Below are 15950 nucleotides of genomic sequence, written 5' to 3' on the forward strand. Positions count from 1 at the left end.
GACATGAAGAACAACCTCGCGGAGCGTCGCGCCGAACGGCACTGGACGCAAGCGGATCTGGCTGCGGTGCTCGGAGTTTCCCGGCAGACTGTGATCTCCATCGAGAGGGAGAAGTTTGATCCGTCTCTTCCGTTGGCGTTCCAGATTGCCAGGACCTTTGACTGCAGTATCGAGGACATCTTCATTGCTGATTGAGCCGCTGATTGAGGCGTTGTGTCCTGCGCCGCAGCGCTTTGAGCGCCGCCCGGATACTGTGGCACGGTGAACTTTGCTGAGGCCGCCGACGGCACTGAACTCGCCTGGACCTCAGAAGGCGAAGGCGAGCCAATGCTGCTCATTGCAGGACAGGCCACGGCCATGGATGGTTGGGGCCCGACGGCGGAACTTCTGTCCCGCTCTTACCGCGTCATCCGCTTTGATCACCGGGGCATAGGCCGGAGCGGGAAGGGCGACGCCGAGCGCTACACCACCCGGCTCCTCGCGGAGGATGCTGTGACCGTTCTCGACGCAGCCGGAGCGGATTTAGCACACGTGTACGGGCATTCGATGGGTGGTCGCGTCGGCCAGTGGTTGGCAGTGGATTATCCGCAGAAGGTTCGCACGCTGATCCTCGCCGCAACGAGTGGCGGAAAGTCGCCCGACGCCGGAACTCAGCCGAATCCAGCCGCGTTGGACGCTTTGACCAGTGGAGATATGTCCCGGCTTGAACCGCTATTCTTCTCTGCCGAGTGGGTCCACGCCAATCCTCAAGCCACACACACCTTCTTCAACTCCCGGGCATCGGCGTGGGCCAAGGCGCGGCACTTCAGGGCCAGCCGCGAGCACGATGCTTGGAGTCGGCTCAGCGATATCCAAGCCCCGACGCTGATCCTCCACGGTACTGAAGATCCGTTGGCCCCGCTACCCAATGCGCTCCTTCTGCGGGAGCATATCCGTGGCTCGGTACTGGTGCGTGTGCCCGGAGCGGGTCACGGCCTGCACCTGGACCATCCTGAGACGGTTGAGTGGATCCGGCAGTTCATTGCCGTGAAGGTTGGCTCGCCATCAAATGACGCTTGAAGCCGTGTATTACTTGGACGGAGCAGACTTGCGCTCTGAAGCGGCGATCAGCTTCTCAGTCTGTTCAAGAATCTTGGCCCGAACGGGGGACGAGACAGTGACCGTCTTGTTGCGGGATACTAGGCGCACCTCGTACCGTCCTCCGCTTGATGAACGGTGGGATGTCTCAATTGTTGCTTTCTTGGGCATGTTCATCTCCTTCCCCTAAGTTTGGCTGATGTCTTGCGGGTCGTCTACTCCACTGCCGCCTTCTTCGTCCTCAAATTCTTCTTCCAGTTCTTCATCTTGGATTGCTATGGAGAGGATTTTCATGAGGTCGGCGTCCCCAGCCGTGGCCAGGTCACTGTCAACCATGTGTACCAGGACACTTACCCCGGTGAGTCTGCGTTGGGGATCTTCCTGATCCAATGATGCATCAATTGCCCATTGTGCCCTTTTCCACCATTGGTCCCGCTTGTCGGCCTTGGTTTTCTGGCGATACGCGAAGTAGGCGACCAAGGCCACGCCGAACGTCGCCAGAGGTGCCAAAGATGCCGCTCCTTTGGCCCCATCGAAGAGCACCGTGAATGCGTCCACTAGACAGCTCTCACGTTGTCGAATGGAACCCGTAACACCTCGAGTGCGGCCATCAGGTAAGGTACCGGGTCCGGCTCCGAACCGGCAGCCCACTGCAGCCATGCCTCAAAAGTCACAGCAAGATACGCGGCGCTCACAAAGCGCGCCGCGGAGTCGGTGAGGCCGCTCTCGACGAGAAAGGCCAAAGCCTTTTCACGCTGCGGCGCCAAGGACTCGTAGCTGCGGCTGGTCAGTTCGGGGTGCTCGGCGATCAGTCGAAGACGACCGCGTGTGACCGCCAAGTCCGGAATGACGGCGACCCCGGCAATGGTTGCCTCGCGCAGCCCGGCCAGCACGCCGCCGTCGGACTTTCCGGGACTGTGGAAGGAGTCAAACGCCCGCGTCGAGGCCTCAACTACGGGTTCGGTGCCACCCCACACGAGGTCGGCCTTGCTGGTGAAGTAGCGGTAGAGGCTCTTGCGCCCTATTCCGGCAGCCTTGGCGATGTCCTCCATGGACGTGTTCTCGTAGCCGTGTTCAGCGAAGAGGTCCAAGGCCAGTCCGGCCACGGCATCGGGGTCGATGGTGGCGGGCCGACCGCTGGGGCGCGGGGGTTTGGCATCGTCCGAAGTCATTCCTCCAGTATTCACTCTTACATAATGACACAGAGTGTCATAAGCTGGTGGGACCACCCAGCAATCATCGGAAGGACATCATGGGCAACGACGCTTCATGGCAGGAGGCCATCACCTCCGGCCGTTTCGCCGGCAAGACCATCATCGTCACGGGCGCAGCCTCGGGAATCGGCCAGGCGACCGCATTGCGGATTGCCAAAGAGGGCGGCAAGGTCGTTGCTGCAGACATCAGCAAGGAGCGCCTGGACGCTCTTGTAGAGGAGAACGCCAGCCTTGACCTGGTTCCGGTGGCTGGTGACATCTCCACTGAAGAGACGGTGGCCGCTGTCCTCGCCGCGGCGGGCGGCCGAGTAGATGCCCTGGCCAACGTAGCCGGCATCATGGACAACTTTGCTCCCATTCACGAGGTTGATGACGAACTCTGGGAGCGCGTTTTCCGCATCAACGTCACGGCACTTATGCGCCTGACCCGCGCAGTGGTGCCGCTCATGCTGGAAGCCGGATCCGGCTCCGTAGTCAACGTTGCCTCGGAGGCCGGGCTGCGTGGTTCGGCTGCCGGTGCTGCTTACACGGCGTCCAAGCATGCGGTGGTGGGCCTGACCAAGAATTCCGCAGTGCTGTACGGTCCCAAGGGCTTGCGGTTCAATGCTGTGGCTCCCGGTCCCACCATCACCAACATTGTGGCTAACTGGGGATCGCAACTCGCAGCCGAACGCCTCAGCCCCCTGATGCAGGCAACGGTTCCCACGCCCGCAACCGCAGCACAATTGGCTGCTTCCATCACCTTCCTGCTCAGTGACGACGGCACCAACGTTAACGGCGCCATTCTGGCGTCCGACGGCGGCTGGTCGGCTCTATAGGGAATTCTCACCGAGGTGCCGGACCAGTGCGTCCACAATGGGCAATTGCCCTTTGACGAGCTTGGTCCGGGCCACTGTTTCCTCAAACCACCGGGCGTCGTCGATCTCCGGGAAATCCTTGATGGCACCCGAGCCTTTTGGCCACTCCATGGGAAAGGTGTTGCTGATAATCTCCTGAGGCTGAAACTCGCTGGCTTCTGCTGTGAACGCGGTGATCAGCTTTCCGGAGGGCTGCTTAAAGACGCCCAAAAGTTCGTAGTCCGCCGCCGGAGGTGGTGTGCCTATTTCTTCGGTGAATTCCCGGTGTGCGGCCACCAGGGCGTCTTCGTCCTCAGGGAATTCTCCCTTGGGAATGGACCAGGCGTGGTTATCTTTGCGGGCCCAGAACGGTCCGCCCATATGGGCTATCCAGAGCTCCAATTGTCCGGCCGTGTTTCGCCGGTGGAGGAGGATCCCTGCGCTGCGAATGGTGATGTGCCCTCCCGGGTTTTCTGCGATGCACTAAGAATTTCTCGGACACGCTAAGGCTACTCGTGGAGTTGGCCGCATTATCGCCTTGATGGTCGGTGGATAGTTTTCCTTTTTCATTTCCCTTCCGGCTGGACCCTGGCTCCTTGATAATCGAGGACAGGCGTTCCTCGGGGGTGGAACGTCGTTGCGGTCAACGGCATCAGCCGTTGACGGGTCTGGGCGCATCAGCAGGAGGAAACAGCTATGGCATCATCAGTGAGGCTCCTTCCACATGGGGGAAGAAAAGCAATGGGTTTGGCCGTCATTGTTGCGGTCGGTTTATCGATGTTCACGGGAACAGGTCCATCACATGCGGCGGACACTACGCCCATGGCTGAGGATCCCGGACCGGTGGGAAGTTTTGCCTGGAAAGGGTTCAACTGGCAGAAGCGGTTTTGGGGCGGGGCGCCCATGTATAACGCGAGTTGGGATGCCAATAATGTGAGCAATCCGGACGCCAACGGGTACGTTAAGCTCTCCATCAGCAACCCCACGGGCTCGGCTCCGAAGGGAGCTGAATTCCAATCCACACGTGAGGGTTTTGGGTATGGCACCTATAGCACCACCGTGGAAAAGGATGTGAGCTCCCTCCAGAAGGAAGTGGTGTGGGGTTGCCTGTTCACGTACGACCCCAATGCGGAGCCCGGGTACACGGAAATTGACCTTTGTGAGGCCTCGGCTTGGGGCGGGGGAGCCGCCTACGGTGAAGATTGGCCGGTGACCCAAGGGCATGGATATTGGTTTGATGCCACGTTGCCGCCGGGACAGGGAAACAACACTGTCACCTTTGACGTCACCGATGCTCCCATCCTGACTCACAGGATGGTGTGGGAACCGGGCAAGCTGACTTATGAGACGTTCGCCGGTGAGGGCTACGACGGAACTCTCCTGAAGCGGACTGTCCTGGAGGGTTCCACTGTCCCGCTTCCAGCCAAGGAACAAATTCACTTCAATCTGTGGGTGACCGGTGGGGGCGGCGGGGATGCGGCGCATGTAGCTCCCGAAACTGTGACCATTCGGGACTTCTCCTTCACACCTGCCAATCAGGGTCAGCTCACGGCACCAACACCCACCATCTCAGGCACGGCCGCTGTTGGCTCAACGCTCACTGCATCACCGGGGACCTGGACCGTGGGAACAACGCTGAGCTACCAGTGGTTCCGGAACGGTACGGCGATCACCGGCGCAACCGGTGCCACCCGGGTCCTTGCCGCTGCCGACCTGGGCGGTACCTTGACGGTGCGTGTGACGGGAACAAAGGCCGGCTATGCCACTGCCATCAGGGAATCCGCCCCCACGGCAGCAGTGGTGGCAGGGACTTTGGTAGCACCAACCCCCACCATCTCCGGAACGCTCGCCGTGGGTTCAACGCTGACGGCCAACCCCGGAACGTGGACGTCCGGCACCGCCTTGACGTATCAGTGGTACCGCTCCGGTGTGGCAATCGCCGGTGCAACCGCCAAGACATACAAGCTGGTGAGTGCCGATCAGGCTGACTCCATGAGCGTGAGGGTTACCGGTACCAAGGCCGGCTACACCACGGTGGCCAAGTACTCAGCCGGCACGGCGCTGGTTCCGTAGGCCGGCAGTCCGGCAGTCCGGATGCACTAAACCCGCAGTTGTGTCGCGCTGGAGGTAGCGACACAACTGCGGGCGGGGTGGCTGGACTAGTTCTTCTGGGCCCGGACCGGCACGATCCTCTTGATGGCGAGGCCGAGTGCCAGCATGGCAAAGGCTGCAAGTGCGAACCAGAAGAGGTCCCCTGCTCCGGAATAGGCGAGCGTTCCGGAGCCCACTCCGGCTGCTGCTGCCCCTGTCACTGGGGTTACTGGGTTGTTGTACATGAGTCGATTACCAAACTTTCTTTCTGTTGAATGCTGCATCCAGGTACGCCTTGGCGTGAACGGCCTGGAGGAAGATATCGATGACGGTTTCGTACATGGTTGCGGCCAGGAGCATGTACCTCCAGCCCCGGAAACGCACAGTAACTATGCGTTCGAGGATGAAAATGCCGGTGACGGTAATCCAGAAGGGCTGAAGGTTCAGGCCCATCCCGGAAAATAGCGCGTACAGGAGGGAACCGAAGTAGGCCAGCGTCACTACGACGCCGATCATGGAGAGGAACTGGCGTCCCCAGTAGGGCCTGGTTACTTTGGTCCATCCGTATTGCACGCAGTTCTCCACCGCGCCGCGCTTCCACCGGAGCCGCTGTGACCACAGCTCACGCCATGTGGGCATGACCTCGGTGACCAATGTGCAGTTTGATGGAGATGCGATGCGGTAGCCCAGGGTCAGCAGGGCAAAGGAGAGTTCGTTGTCTTCGGTCAAAACCGAGGTGTCGTAGACGCCGCCCTTGCCGTTACCGGGAGGGAGAGTGCCGTCCAACCGGGCGGCCACGACGTCGCGTAGTGTCTTGACGCGGAAGAGCGCCGCTGTGCCGGTCACTACCAAGCACTTGCCATGGAGCCGCTTCACGTCCCGTGCGTAGCGGGCGTATTCGTTGCGCTGCAGGTGACCTACAAAGCCGCCGCCAGGACCACCGCTGAACACTCCGCCAACCGCGCCGAGCAGTTCGTCGGCCAGCAGGTTCTTGGTGGCATTCTCGATGAAGTCGAGGGCCAGCTGCGAGTCGGCGTCCTGGACCAGGACCAAGTCCTCGGGGTCGGCATCTGGAAGGAGCTGGCTGAGGGCGAAGTTCAGGGCACCGGCCTTCTTGTCCTTGTTACCCACGGTGCGGATAACTTCGGCTCCCTGGGCCAGTGCAAGCTCTTCAGTGTCGTCCGTGCAGTTGTCTGCCACCACAATGACGCGGTCCGGGCGGTGGGTCTGGTTGTTCAAGGAGTGAAGCGTCTCGGTGATGCCGGCGGACTCGTTGTGTGCCGGAACCAGGACGGTGACTACGCCGCCTGCCGCACGGTGGGATCGGCGCCGCCTGGTAGCCGTGACCGGTGCGTTCGCCGGGGCCGGCGCGGTTGTAGTGGCCATGGTTTCGGTAAGCATGGTGATCCCTCCGTTCGAAACTTGAAGTGTTGACTCACTTAGAGTTCCAACGCGAACGCAAGATCAGGGGAGGGAAACCATCAAGGAAGTCTCAAGGTTTGGTCAGGACTTTCTTAACGGCGTCACGTTTCGGGTTCGAGGGCCACTGGTACCGCTTTTGGACGCGTCCCGGGTGGGCGTTGAAGCAAGAGGACGACGCCGGTAAGTACCGGCGTCGTCCTCTTGTCTTTGTTGTGAGCTGCTTAGCGGTTCAGGCTGACCGTGAAGGTCTTGGGGCCGCTAAGGGTTACCGCGATCCCGCAGTTTTCGGCGGCTGCGCGGTGTGAGAGGGATTCAATGGCGGCATCGATGGTGTGGTCGATTGCCGACTTGTCCCAGATTTTCAGCGTGATGGAGTCAGTATGTGTCGTCATTGTCAGTACTTTCACTCAGGCCGTTAACAGCCCCAAGCTTCTTCGCAGGGGCCGCATCCTCGTCGGTGAGGATTGCTGATTCAGCTTGTATGGGAACGAATTCCCTCCTTCATGGTTCATGCTGCCCACCACGATTGACAAGCGAATCCGGCCAAGTGTGACCGATTACACGTTGCTCATTACTCCGTGTAACCCGTGCTGACACTGAGTTCCCGCCAGTGATCCACCTCGGCCCGCTGGGCTTCCGCCACGGCGTCGTAAGCCTTCGACGCGTCTTCGCCGAGCAGAAGGAAACCGGGAGTTTCAGGTGCTTCGACGGCCGTAATAATCGCAGCGGCAGCCTTGTCCGGATCGCCTTGCTGTGTGCCGTGGACGGTGTCGTGCTCCTTGCGGCGCTTGCCGGCAGTGTCGGCGTAATCGGCGATTGCCTCGGCCGACTGGGTGAGCGAACGCCCCGCGAAGTCGGTCCTGAAACCACCCGGTTCCACCACGGTCACTGAGATGCCCAGCGGCTTTACTTCCTTCTGCAGGGACCCGGACAGTCCCTCCAGAGCAGCCTTGGAAGCGGAGTAGTAGCCGGAGCCGGGAGGGGAGATGCGTGCGCCGATGGAGGAGATGTTCACGATCGCGCCGGAGCGACGGGAACGCATGCCAGGGAGGACTGCTTTGATCATTGCCACCGGGCCGAAAACGTTGGTATCAAACAGTGTGCGGACATCCGCGTCGCTGCCTTCTTCGATGGCCGCGCGATATCCGTAGCCGGCATTGTTGACCAGGACATCCACGGCCCCGAAACGTTCCTCTGCCTGCTGAACCGCGGCGTCCACTTGCGACTGCTCGGTGACGTCGAGCGCCACGGCGAGGGCCGTCGTCGGGAATTCTGATGCCAGGTCCTGGAGCGTTGAGGTGTCGCGGGCGGTGACGACGGCGTTATCACCTCGTGCGAGAACGGCTTGAGCCAGCGCCCGGCCAAGTCCGGTGGAGCAGCCTGTAATGAGCCAGGTAGTCATGATGTTCCTTTTCCTAGGGGACCATTCCATTGGAACGCTACTCCCTGGGTCCGTGGGAGTGCCCTCTTGTCCGGGTACTGGCAGTGCCTCCCTTCAGGGGCGACATTTCGGCTCTTTGGGCGGGCGAAAGAGCCGGGAGCTAACCCCTCGGGGACAAGTCCAGAGTGTAGACAACCAGCTGCACCTTAGGCGCGGGCCGTTCCTTCTCACGCTCGGGCCGGCGGACGTAGCCCAAGCGGCGGTAGAGACGCTGCGAGGTCTCATTGTCGACGGCGGTGTCCAGCACCACGCGCTCGGCACCTTGCGCTGAGGCCAGGCGGGCGGACTCGTCGAGGAGCTTCTGGCCAAGGCCCGTGCGGCGCGCTTCCGGGAGGACAGCCAGCAGCCTCAGTTCCACTTCGCCTTCCTGTGCCTGCCGGCTGAGGTGTGAGCCAAAGGGCAGGAGGCTTGCGGTGCCCACCAAACGTCCGGTTTCCACGTCTTCGGCAACCAGCAGCACGCCTTCGCGGGCCCTTGCCGCGGCGTCCAGCAAGAGTTCAAGACGCTGTTCGTCGGGCTGACGGGCGCCGGGAAGATGATGACCGAACCCTTCGTACGTCAGCCGCCCCACGGCGTCGTACTCTTCGGGGCGGGCGTGGCGAATCACGTGGGTGCCGGTGGCAACGGTTGGTGTGGTGGTCATGATTGTCCTTTCGGCTGCGGATCGAGTCCGAGGTGCGATTTCAGGGTGGTGCCCGCGTACTCAGTGCGCGCAAGGCCGCGCTCCTGGAGCAGGGGGATGACGCCGGTGGCGAAGCGCTCCAGGTCCTGGGGGAGGAGGGAGAACATGAGGTTGAAGCCGTCCGCGGCACCTTCGGCGTGCCAGCGTGCCAGGGAGTCGGCCACATGGTGCGGGGTCCCGATGAAGTCGTGGTTCCGTTTGTCACCCGTAAGGATCGAGTAGAGATCCTTGAGCGTGACATCGTCCTCTCGACCCCTGATCTGTTCCCCGGCGGAGCGGAAGTCCGTCCTGGGCTGCGTGATGGTGGGAATGCCGGACTGGGCCACTGTGGCGTCAGCACCGAGCCCGGTGAAATCCAGCTGTCCGGCGAAGTATTCCTGCAGGAAATCCAGCACCTGCTGATCGGTGATGAGGCTGTCCAACTCCCGGATGCGTTCCAAAGCTTCGTCCCGGGTGTCCGCGACCACGGGCGAGATGGCCTGGTAGACGTAGATTTCGTCGGGATTCCGGCCGAACGCCTTCGCCTGAGCCCGGACGGACTCCCGGTACTGCCGAGCCTGCGGAATGTCGGGGTGGCTCGCGAAAAGGGCGTTGGCGAAGCGGGCCCCCAGCTTCTGGCCCGGCACCGAAGTGCCCGCTTGGGCCAGCAAAGGGGAGTGCTGCGGGGAGGGACCGATGTTCAGCGGCCCGGCGACCCTGAAGAACTCGCCCTGGTAGTCCAGCCGGCTGAGTTTGCGGCGGTCAAAGAATCGTCCTTGCGCTTTGTTGTAGAGGAAGGCGTCCGCGTCCCAGGAATTCCAGAGCCCTTGGGTGACCTCCACGAATTCTTCAGCGCGGCGGTAGCGGAGACTGTGGTCGAAGTGCTCATCGGCACTGAAGTTGCCGGCCGTGCTGTTGGTGAGGTCCCGCGTGGTCACGATGTTCCAGCCAACACGGCCGCCGCTGATGTGGTCCGCGGTGAGGGCCGCGCGGGCAAAGTTGAACGGCTCGTCATAGGACGTGGAGGACGTGGCGATGAGGCCGATGTTGCTGGTGACCGCGCCAAGGGCAGTGACCAGGCCGATGGGGTCAAATCTGTTAAGAATGCCCGGATTGGACGTCTCATCGATCGCGAGGGAGTCGCCCAGGAAGATCGCATCGAACTTGGCTTCTTCGGCAGTTTTGGCGAGCTGTACCTGGTGGGCGAAATCGATGCTCGCCTGAGGAAACGCGGTCTCGTGGCGCCACGAAGCCAAGTGGATGCCGCTGCCCACGAGGTAGGCGAAGAAGTGGATCTGCTGGCGTTCACGGATGAGTGTCTGGTTCATGGGCCTGTTTCGGTGCTGTTTTTCCGGGGGGAGTGTGGGGCAGCGGTGCTCTGTGGCGCAGGACCGCCGCCCCACAAGTGCTACTTGGACTTCTTGATGGCTGCCTCTTCGGCGGTAAGGACTTCCTGCAGCTTGGCAGCGGTCCAGTCAGCCTTGAACTGCAGGTTGCCGTCGTTGAGCTTGGTCACCGAGGCTTCCACCTCAGGGGTGTGATAGGCGTCCACGATCTTTTTCCACGTGGGATCGTCCTTGCGGTCTGCCTTCACTACGAAGCCGTTGATGTACGGCGCCAGCGACTCCGAGTTCAGGTCTTCCTTGAAGATGATCTTCTCGTCGCCCAAGCCGCCCTTCTGGGCCTGCGTGTTGTTCACGACGGCGGCATCAGTGGTGCCCTTGAGTGCGTTCACCGTCTGGTTGCTGTCCACCGGGACAACCTTGATCTTGCTGGAGGTGATCTCAGCCGGGGTGGACAGCGAGTTGCCGCCATCTTTCAGCTGCAGCAAGCCGGCGGTCTGCAGGTTCAACAGTGCACGCGCCTGGTTGGTGGGGTTGTTAGGGATGGCAACCTCAGCGTCGGCCGGCAGCTCGCCAACGGACTTGAACTTCTCCGAGTACAGCGCCAGCGGGTAAACGGCCGTGGCGCCAACCGGAACCAGAGTGCCGTTGCTGTTGACGTTGAACTGGGACAGGTACTTCAGGTGCTGGAAAAGGTTGATGTCCACCTGTCCCTGCTGGGTTGCCGTGTTGATCTGCGCGCCATCCGTGAAGTTCTTCACCTCAAGATCAATGCCCTCATCCTTGAGCTTGTTCTTCAGGATGGTCCAGTGTTCCTCGGCGCCGTCGTCCACACCGATGACCACCTTGGTGTTCGCTGCGGTAGACGAACCACTTGACGCACCCCCGCATGCCGAGAGCGATAGGGCGGCGATCAGGCCGACGGCGGCCACTAACAAGCGGTTCTTCATGATGCTTCTCCGTACAAAGGGTATTGATGCGAATGGAAGGTACGGGGTGTTCCCCCTGCCTCACGCTAGGCAGTTGCCATGGTGGGAATCGAACGCCTTCGCAACACTCCGACGCGCACCGTCAAGGAAAGAAACCGCAGGTCACAGGGGTTCATGAGGTTCGATCGCCCGGCAGCCGCGCTGCTGGAATGGGCATTCAAACAACCCCGAAGGAGGCTCCGGTGAGCGCGATCGTTTCCCTGCGCGGAGTCAGCAAGCTGTTCCCGGTCCAAGGAAGCAAGCGCAGCCAACGCACCGAAGCAGTGCGGGCCGTTGACGACGTCACCCTGGACATTGAAGAGGGCACGGTGGTGGGCATCGTGGGATATTCCGGTGCCGGAAAATCCACGCTGGTCCGTCTGCTCAACGGCCTGGAACGTCCCACCGAGGGCCAGGTGTTCGTCAAGGGCCAGGACATCTCCTCGCTCCCCGAGGGCCAGTTGCGCAAAGTCCGTGCCGGCATCGGCATGATCTTCCAACAATTCAATCTCCTGAAGTCCCGCACCGTGTTCGGAAACGTCGCGTATCCGTTGAAGGTGGCAGGGTGGCCCAAAGAGAAGATCAAGCCGCGCGTGGATGAGCTTCTTGAGTTCGTGGGTATCGCGGACAAGGCCGGCTCCTACCCCCGCCGGCTATCCGGCGGACAGCAGCAACGCGTGGGCATTGCCCGTGCGCTGGCCAACGCCCCGGACATCCTTCTCGCTGACGAAGCCACCAGCGCCCTGGACCCAGAAACCACCCGAGACGTCCTCCGCCTGCTCCGGCGCATCAACAAGGAACTCGGCACCACCGTTGTGGTGATCACCCACGAGATGCACGTTGTCCGGGAAATCTGCGACACCGTAGTGATGATGGAATCCGGCCGGGTAGTGGAAGCCGGACCCACCTACTCCGTGTTCGCCGACCCCCAGAGCGACTCCACCCAACGCTTCGTCTCCACCGCCGTGCACGGGACTCCGGGATCGGACACCGTCAGCCGCCTCGCCGCGGCACACCCGGGCCAGCTTGTCTCCATTGGCATCTCCGAGGCAGCACCCACGCCACTGGTTGCGGCCACATTCGAACGCCACGGCGTGGGCTCCAGCGTGGTTTTCGGGGGCGTCACCGAGATCCAAAACAAGATCCTGGGCACACTCACGTACGAGCTCACAGGCAGCGACGCCGCGATTGACGCCGCGCTCGCCGAGCTAGGTGACGTCACCGCCGTCGAACGTCAATTCCCGACGGCGGCCCCCGCCGATAGTGCCGTTCCGCACCTTCCCGTCCCCGCAAACGCCGGAGAATAGCCATGACCGACTGGACAACACTCCTGCCCGTCCTGGGCGAATCCTTCCAACAGACCATCTACATGGTGGTTATCACCGTCCTGCTCAGTGGCATCGCCGGACTGGCGTTGGGCGTCACCCTCTACGCCACCAGGCCCGGAAACCTGTTTGCCAATAAGGCCGTGTTCTCGTTCCTGAACTTCCTGGTGAACATCATCCGGCCCATCCCGTTCATCATCTTCATCACGGCCATTGCGCCGCTGACCCTGATCATCATGGGCACCACTATTGGCACGACGGCGGCGATCCTGCCCATGGCGCTGATGGCTGGCGTGGTGATTGGCCGGGTAGTGGAGCAAAACCTGGTGGCGTCCGACCCCGGCGTGGTTGAGGCCGCCCGGGCCATGGGCGACAGCCGACTGCACATCCTGTGGGCCGTGGTGATTCCCGAGTCGCTCGCGCCGCTGATCCTGGGCTACACGTTCATGATCATCGCGATTGTGGACATGTCTGCCATGGCCGGGTACATCGGCGGCGGTGGGCTGGGCAACTTCGCCATCATGTACGGCTACCAGCAGTTCAACTGGGAAGTCACCCTGGTGACTGTCCTGATCATCATCGTCATGGTCCAGGCCGCGCAGTTGCTGGGTAACTTCCTGGCCCAGCGCATCCTTCGCCGCTAACTTTCAGGAGCCACAACATGCCTATCGAATTCCTCGGCATGGGTGCCGGTAACGACTCCACCGAGACGTCGCCTGCCACCACGCCCTTCTTCGACCCCCAGTACGCGGCCCGCATTGCGCGGATCCACGAGGACAACAACTGGGACCACGTCCTGTTCGCTTACAACTCCACCACGCAGGACCCCTCAGTCCATGCGGCGTGGGTTGCTGCGAACACGGAACGGATCCAGCTGCGCTTGGCACACCGGCCCAACGTTTCCCACCCGACGTTCGCCGCCCGGTCCTTCCTGACGTTGGACCACATAGCCGAAGGCCGCCTGACCGTGCACTTCATCACCGGTGGAAGCCAAGCGGATCAAGCCCGCGAGGGCGATTTCCTGCCCAAGGATGCGCGGTACGGCCGGACGCAGGAGTATATGCAGATCGTGCGGCGGGCGTGGTCGGGGGAGTCGTTCAGTTGGGACAGCGAGCACTACCGCTTCGAAAACTTCGCCTCCGGTATAGGGCCCTTTGCCGGGACAAGGCCGGGAATTTCCTTTGGTGGTTCCTCGGAAGCCGCATGGTCTGTGGGGGCTGCCGAGGCTGACATCTATGCTTTGTTCGGTGAACCCTTGGCCGACGCGGCTTCGCAGCAAGAGCAGATCCTTGCACGGGCCGCTGCGTTGGGCAGGGTTGAACCTTTGCGCTGGCAGATCGCCTTCCGGCCGATCGTCGCGGCAACCGATGAGCTGGCCTGGGAGAAAGCGCACGCCATTCTTGGGACATTCGAGGCGCGACGATCCGCCGGCGAGGTGATTGATCCTGTGCGCCACTACAACCAGAAGCCCGAAGCTGCCGGCACCCAGCGTTTGCTCGCCGCTGCGGAACGTGGCGACCTCCACGATCGCGCCCTCTGGACGGCCCTCGCCAAAGCCGCGGGCGGCGGGGGAGGAAGTGCGACGGCATTGGTTGGCAGCTACGACACCGTCTCCCAGGCGATCCTGGACTACCACGAGCTCGGATTCGAGATCTTCGGGCTCCGCGGTTACGACTTCGTCCCGGACGCACTCGAGTTTGGCCGGCACGTCATCCCGCAGTTGAAGCAGGAAGTGGCGCGCCGGGAGCGGGGCCGCACCGCCGAGGAACTCCGGGCGGGCCAAGCCGCCGCCCGGGCACGGGTGCTGGCCCACGTTTCCTGACGCTCTCTAACATCCCGCGTGTTTGACGTGGACGCTCTCTCACATCCCGCGTGCTTGCTGTGGACGCTCTCTCACATTCCGCGTGGTTGCTGTGGACGCTCTCTCACATCCCGCGTGGTTGCTGTGGACGCTCTCTCACATCCCGCGTGGTTGCTGTGGATGCTCTCTCCTGTCCTACTTTTCCTTTTAGTCGCCATGCCACCCGGCATTCCCAGCCGACACCCGGATCCGCCGATAAGCGGACAGTCCCCCCGATGCTTTCGTCATTCTCCATGTGAGAGAGCGTTGGGTTGAAGGGGGTGGGATGTGAGAGAGCGTTGGGGGTTAGGTGAGCGTAGCGGCGATTCGGCCGTCAACCAGGACCGCGATGACCTCCGGGGCCGCACCAGCACCAGACTCCGGGGCCACACCAGCACCATATTTCGGGGCCGCACCAGCACCAGACTCCGGGTCCGCGGCGGCTCCAGCCTCTGATGCCGGCAGTCCCGCGGCAACCGTGCGGTACGGGATACCAGCGGTGACCGCCGGCGAGGCAGGGTCAACGGCTTCCATCGAACGCAGGGTCACCACTTCCACTACTTCACGCGGGTGAACGGTCCCGAAACCCTGGCCCCGGTCCAGTACAAGCAACACCGGTTCGTCCGGTGCCACATCCCGGGAGTGAAGTTCGACGACGGCCTCCGCCGCTGTCAGGCCACTCGCCACCAGCTGGACCCCGGCAGGCGCGGTGGTGAGAAGCGAACGGATGGTTCCTTCCGGCGTCGTGGGTTCCAGGAAGCCGAGCGAGGTGAGCCAGTGATCGTCGAAATAGGTGGACAGGTAGTTCCGGCCTGAGTCGGGGAGGACCACCACAATGGTGTGTTCCTCGTCCAAAGTTTCGGCGAGTGTCAGGGCTGCTGCCAAGGCCGTCCCGCCGGTGGCACCAATGAGGAGTCCTTCCTCGCGGGCGGCACGGCGGGCGGTGAAAATGGCGTCGCGATCACTGACGCTGATGAATTTGTCCACCAACGCGGTGTCGAACGCCTCGGGCCAGATGTCCTCCGTCGACGCCGGGTGCAGGGGGTGGCCAGCGCCCTCCGTGTATTTGAGCGAACCGCTGCCGCCTCCGTAGCGCGAGTGCTCGGGGTCAGCGGCGATGACCTGCACTAGTCCGTCGCTGACCTGCTTCAAGTACCTGCCGGTTCCGCTGATGGTTCCGCCGGTCCCGACGCTGGCCACAAAGTGGGTAACCGACCCCGCGGTGTCGGCCCAGATCTCCGGCCCGGTGCTTTCCGCGTGGGCCTGCGGGTTGGCTGGGTTGTCGTACTGCAGCGCGAGCCAGGCCCCGGGAGTGGTGGCGGCGAAGGCCGCAGCCCGGTTGGCCAGGTGGCCGGGATCGGATCGCGGAACGAAATCGGCCACCAGGTGGACCTCGGCTCCGAAAGGGCGCAGGAGGCGGATCTTTTCAGCAGCCGTGGCCGCCGGAGCGAAGATCACCGAGCGATAGCCCAGTTGTGCGGCCACCAAACTCAGCCCGATGCCAGTGTTACCGCTGGTCCCTTCCACCACGGTCCCGCCGGGCTCCAACAAACCGGCCCGTTCTGCGGCCCGGATCATGGAAAGTGCGGCCCGGTCCTTCACGCTCCCGCCGATGTTCTGGAACTCGAGCTTCGCGTAGATGCGGGGCCGGACACCTTCGCCCAGCCGCTTCAGCCGAAGCAGGGGAGTGCCGCCGATTGCGTCCAGGACTGATTCATACACGGTCATGCGG

At 62.4% G+C, this 15950-nt stretch carries 19 protein-coding genes; 7 read left to right on the forward strand and 12 right to left on the reverse strand.

Features of this window, described 5'->3' with window-relative positions:
- Positions 1–3: 3 nt before the first annotated feature.
- Both ACIQH5_RS17065 and ACIQH5_RS17070 read left to right on the forward strand, forming a co-directional pair.
- Complete coding sequence (locus ACIQH5_RS17065; protein ID WP_400405595.1) at positions 4–195, forward strand: helix-turn-helix transcriptional regulator; 192 nt, start codon at positions 4–6, stop codon at positions 193–195.
- 66 nt (positions 196–261) lie between these two features.
- A complete protein-coding gene (locus ACIQH5_RS17070; RefSeq protein ID WP_400405597.1) occupies positions 262–1059 on the forward strand; it encodes an alpha/beta fold hydrolase in 798 nt (265 codons plus the stop codon).
- A 9-nt stretch (positions 1060–1068) separates the two neighbouring features.
- Here the strand turns inward: ACIQH5_RS17070 and ACIQH5_RS17075 are convergent, their stop codons facing one another.
- From ACIQH5_RS17075 to ACIQH5_RS17085, 3 genes are read right to left on the reverse strand one after another with little or no spacing between them, the layout of a single operon-like run.
- On the reverse strand, positions 1069–1248 hold the full coding sequence (locus ACIQH5_RS17075; protein ID WP_400405600.1) for a hypothetical protein: 180 nt from the start codon (positions 1246–1248) through the stop codon (positions 1069–1071).
- Between the two features lie 15 nt (positions 1249–1263).
- A complete protein-coding gene (locus tag ACIQH5_RS17080) occupies positions 1264–1635 on the reverse strand; it encodes a hypothetical protein (RefSeq protein WP_400405602.1) in 372 nt (123 codons plus the stop codon).
- Complete coding sequence (locus tag ACIQH5_RS17085) at positions 1635–2249, reverse strand: TetR family transcriptional regulator (protein WP_400405605.1); 615 nt, start codon at positions 2247–2249, stop codon at positions 1635–1637. The genes ACIQH5_RS17080 and ACIQH5_RS17085 overlap by 1 nt, the downstream gene beginning before the upstream one ends.
- A gap of 80 nt (positions 2250–2329) precedes the next feature.
- Here ACIQH5_RS17085 and ACIQH5_RS17090 point away from each other — a divergent pair, with 80 nt between their 5' ends.
- Complete coding sequence (locus tag ACIQH5_RS17090; protein WP_400405608.1) at positions 2330–3109, forward strand: SDR family NAD(P)-dependent oxidoreductase; 780 nt, start codon at positions 2330–2332, stop codon at positions 3107–3109.
- Here the strand turns inward: ACIQH5_RS17090 and ACIQH5_RS17095 are convergent.
- Positions 3104–3583 (reverse strand): NUDIX domain-containing protein, encoded by a 480-nt coding sequence (locus ACIQH5_RS17095; RefSeq protein ID WP_400405690.1) that lies wholly within the window; start codon positions 3581–3583, stop codon positions 3104–3106. The two genes, ACIQH5_RS17090 and ACIQH5_RS17095, sit on opposite strands and share 6 nt — an antisense overlap.
- A 366-nt stretch (positions 3584–3949) precedes the next feature.
- Here ACIQH5_RS17095 and ACIQH5_RS17100 point away from each other — a divergent pair, with 366 nt between their 5' ends.
- Positions 3950–5200, forward strand: coding sequence for a hypothetical protein (locus ACIQH5_RS17100; protein ID WP_400405611.1), 1251 nt, complete (start codon positions 3950–3952; stop codon positions 5198–5200).
- Between the two features lie 86 nt (positions 5201–5286).
- Here ACIQH5_RS17100 and ACIQH5_RS17105 read toward each other — a convergent pair whose 3' ends face one another.
- The 7 genes from ACIQH5_RS17105 to ACIQH5_RS17135 form a co-directional block, all read right to left on the reverse strand.
- Positions 5287–5463, reverse strand: a complete 177-nt coding sequence (locus ACIQH5_RS17105; protein WP_400405614.1) for a hypothetical protein — start codon at positions 5461–5463, stop codon at positions 5287–5289.
- A 7-nt stretch (positions 5464–5470) separates the two neighbouring features.
- Positions 5471–6619: a glycosyltransferase family 2 protein gene (locus ACIQH5_RS17110; RefSeq protein ID WP_400405616.1), complete on the reverse strand. Its 1149-nt coding sequence runs from the start codon at positions 6617–6619 to the stop codon at positions 5471–5473.
- 242 nt (positions 6620–6861) lie between these two features.
- Complete coding sequence (locus ACIQH5_RS17115; RefSeq protein ID WP_178994140.1) at positions 6862–7032, reverse strand: hypothetical protein; 171 nt, start codon at positions 7030–7032, stop codon at positions 6862–6864.
- A 179-nt stretch (positions 7033–7211) separates the two neighbouring features.
- Positions 7212–8042, reverse strand: coding sequence for an oxidoreductase (locus tag ACIQH5_RS17120; RefSeq protein ID WP_400405619.1), 831 nt, complete (start codon positions 8040–8042; stop codon positions 7212–7214).
- Positions 8043–8181: 139 nt separating this feature from the next.
- Positions 8182–8724, reverse strand: coding sequence for a GNAT family N-acetyltransferase (locus ACIQH5_RS17125; RefSeq protein WP_400405621.1), 543 nt, complete (start codon positions 8722–8724; stop codon positions 8182–8184).
- Positions 8721–10070, reverse strand: coding sequence for an LLM class flavin-dependent oxidoreductase (locus ACIQH5_RS17130; protein WP_400405624.1), 1350 nt, complete (start codon positions 10068–10070; stop codon positions 8721–8723). Before ACIQH5_RS17130 ends, ACIQH5_RS17125 begins: the two co-directional genes overlap by 4 nt.
- A gap of 80 nt (positions 10071–10150) precedes the next feature.
- A complete protein-coding gene (locus ACIQH5_RS17135) occupies positions 10151–11035 on the reverse strand; it encodes a MetQ/NlpA family ABC transporter substrate-binding protein (protein WP_400405626.1) in 885 nt (294 codons plus the stop codon).
- Positions 11036–11256: 221 nt separating this feature from the next.
- Here ACIQH5_RS17135 and ACIQH5_RS17140 point away from each other — a divergent pair, with 221 nt between their 5' ends.
- Genes ACIQH5_RS17140 through ACIQH5_RS17150 form a run of 3 tightly spaced genes read left to right on the forward strand, consistent with a single transcriptional unit; the run spans position 11257 to position 14200 of the window.
- Positions 11257–12360 carry a methionine ABC transporter ATP-binding protein gene (locus ACIQH5_RS17140; protein ID WP_400405629.1) on the forward strand — a complete coding sequence of 368 codons (1104 nt, stop codon included), beginning with the start codon at positions 11257–11259 and terminating at the stop codon, positions 12358–12360.
- Positions 12361–12362: 2 nt separating this feature from the next.
- Entirely contained in the window at positions 12363–13022 is a 660-nt protein-coding gene (locus ACIQH5_RS17145) for a methionine ABC transporter permease (RefSeq protein ID WP_090823323.1), read from the forward strand.
- A gap of 17 nt (positions 13023–13039) precedes the next feature.
- Complete coding sequence (locus ACIQH5_RS17150; protein ID WP_400405632.1) at positions 13040–14200, forward strand: LLM class flavin-dependent oxidoreductase; 1161 nt, start codon at positions 13040–13042, stop codon at positions 14198–14200.
- A 324-nt stretch (positions 14201–14524) separates the two neighbouring features.
- On the opposite strand, the gene ACIQH5_RS17155 is transcribed toward ACIQH5_RS17150, so the two are convergent.
- Complete coding sequence (locus ACIQH5_RS17155) at positions 14525–15946, reverse strand: PLP-dependent cysteine synthase family protein (protein WP_400405634.1); 1422 nt, start codon at positions 15944–15946, stop codon at positions 14525–14527.
- Between the last annotated feature and the right edge of the window lie 4 nt (positions 15947–15950).

The sequence above is a fragment of the Paenarthrobacter sp. NPDC091711 genome (assembly GCF_044756605.1).
GTDB lineage: Bacteria > Actinomycetota > Actinomycetes > Actinomycetales > Micrococcaceae > Arthrobacter.

Excerpts from the sequence above, each read along its gene's own strand:
- ACIQH5_RS17085 (WP_400405605.1), bottom strand. The coding sequence starts at position 2,249 with ATGACTTCGGACGATGCCAAACCCCCGCGCCCCAGCGGTCGGCCCGCC.
- ACIQH5_RS17075 (WP_400405600.1), bottom strand. The coding sequence starts at position 1,248 with ATGCCCAAGAAAGCAACAATTGAGACATCCCACCGTTCATCAAGCGGA.
- ACIQH5_RS17115 (WP_178994140.1), bottom strand. The coding sequence starts at position 7,032 with ATGACGACACATACTGACTCCATCACGCTGAAAATCTGGGACAAGTCG.
- ACIQH5_RS17105 (WP_400405614.1), bottom strand. The coding sequence starts at position 5,463 with ATGTACAACAACCCAGTAACCCCAGTGACAGGGGCAGCAGCAGCCGGA.
- ACIQH5_RS17155 (WP_400405634.1), bottom strand. The coding sequence starts at position 15,946 with ATGACCGTGTATGAATCAGTCCTGGACGCAATCGGCGGCACTCCCCTG.
- ACIQH5_RS17090 (WP_400405608.1), top strand. The coding sequence starts at position 2,330 with ATGGGCAACGACGCTTCATGGCAGGAGGCCATCACCTCCGGCCGTTTC.
- ACIQH5_RS17130 (WP_400405624.1), bottom strand. The coding sequence starts at position 10,070 with ATGAACCAGACACTCATCCGTGAACGCCAGCAGATCCACTTCTTCGCC.
- ACIQH5_RS17150 (WP_400405632.1), top strand. The coding sequence starts at position 13,040 with ATGCCTATCGAATTCCTCGGCATGGGTGCCGGTAACGACTCCACCGAG.
- ACIQH5_RS17145 (WP_090823323.1), top strand. The coding sequence starts at position 12,363 with ATGACCGACTGGACAACACTCCTGCCCGTCCTGGGCGAATCCTTCCAA.
- ACIQH5_RS17125 (WP_400405621.1), bottom strand. The coding sequence starts at position 8,724 with ATGACCACCACACCAACCGTTGCCACCGGCACCCACGTGATTCGCCAC.
- ACIQH5_RS17120 (WP_400405619.1), bottom strand. The coding sequence starts at position 8,042 with ATGACTACCTGGCTCATTACAGGCTGCTCCACCGGACTTGGCCGGGCG.
- ACIQH5_RS17110 (WP_400405616.1), bottom strand. The coding sequence starts at position 6,619 with ATGCTTACCGAAACCATGGCCACTACAACCGCGCCGGCCCCGGCGAAC.
- ACIQH5_RS17065 (WP_400405595.1), top strand. The coding sequence starts at position 4 with ATGAAGAACAACCTCGCGGAGCGTCGCGCCGAACGGCACTGGACGCAA.
- ACIQH5_RS17100 (WP_400405611.1), top strand. The coding sequence starts at position 3,950 with ATGGCTGAGGATCCCGGACCGGTGGGAAGTTTTGCCTGGAAAGGGTTC.
- ACIQH5_RS17135 (WP_400405626.1), bottom strand. The coding sequence starts at position 11,035 with ATGAAGAACCGCTTGTTAGTGGCCGCCGTCGGCCTGATCGCCGCCCTA.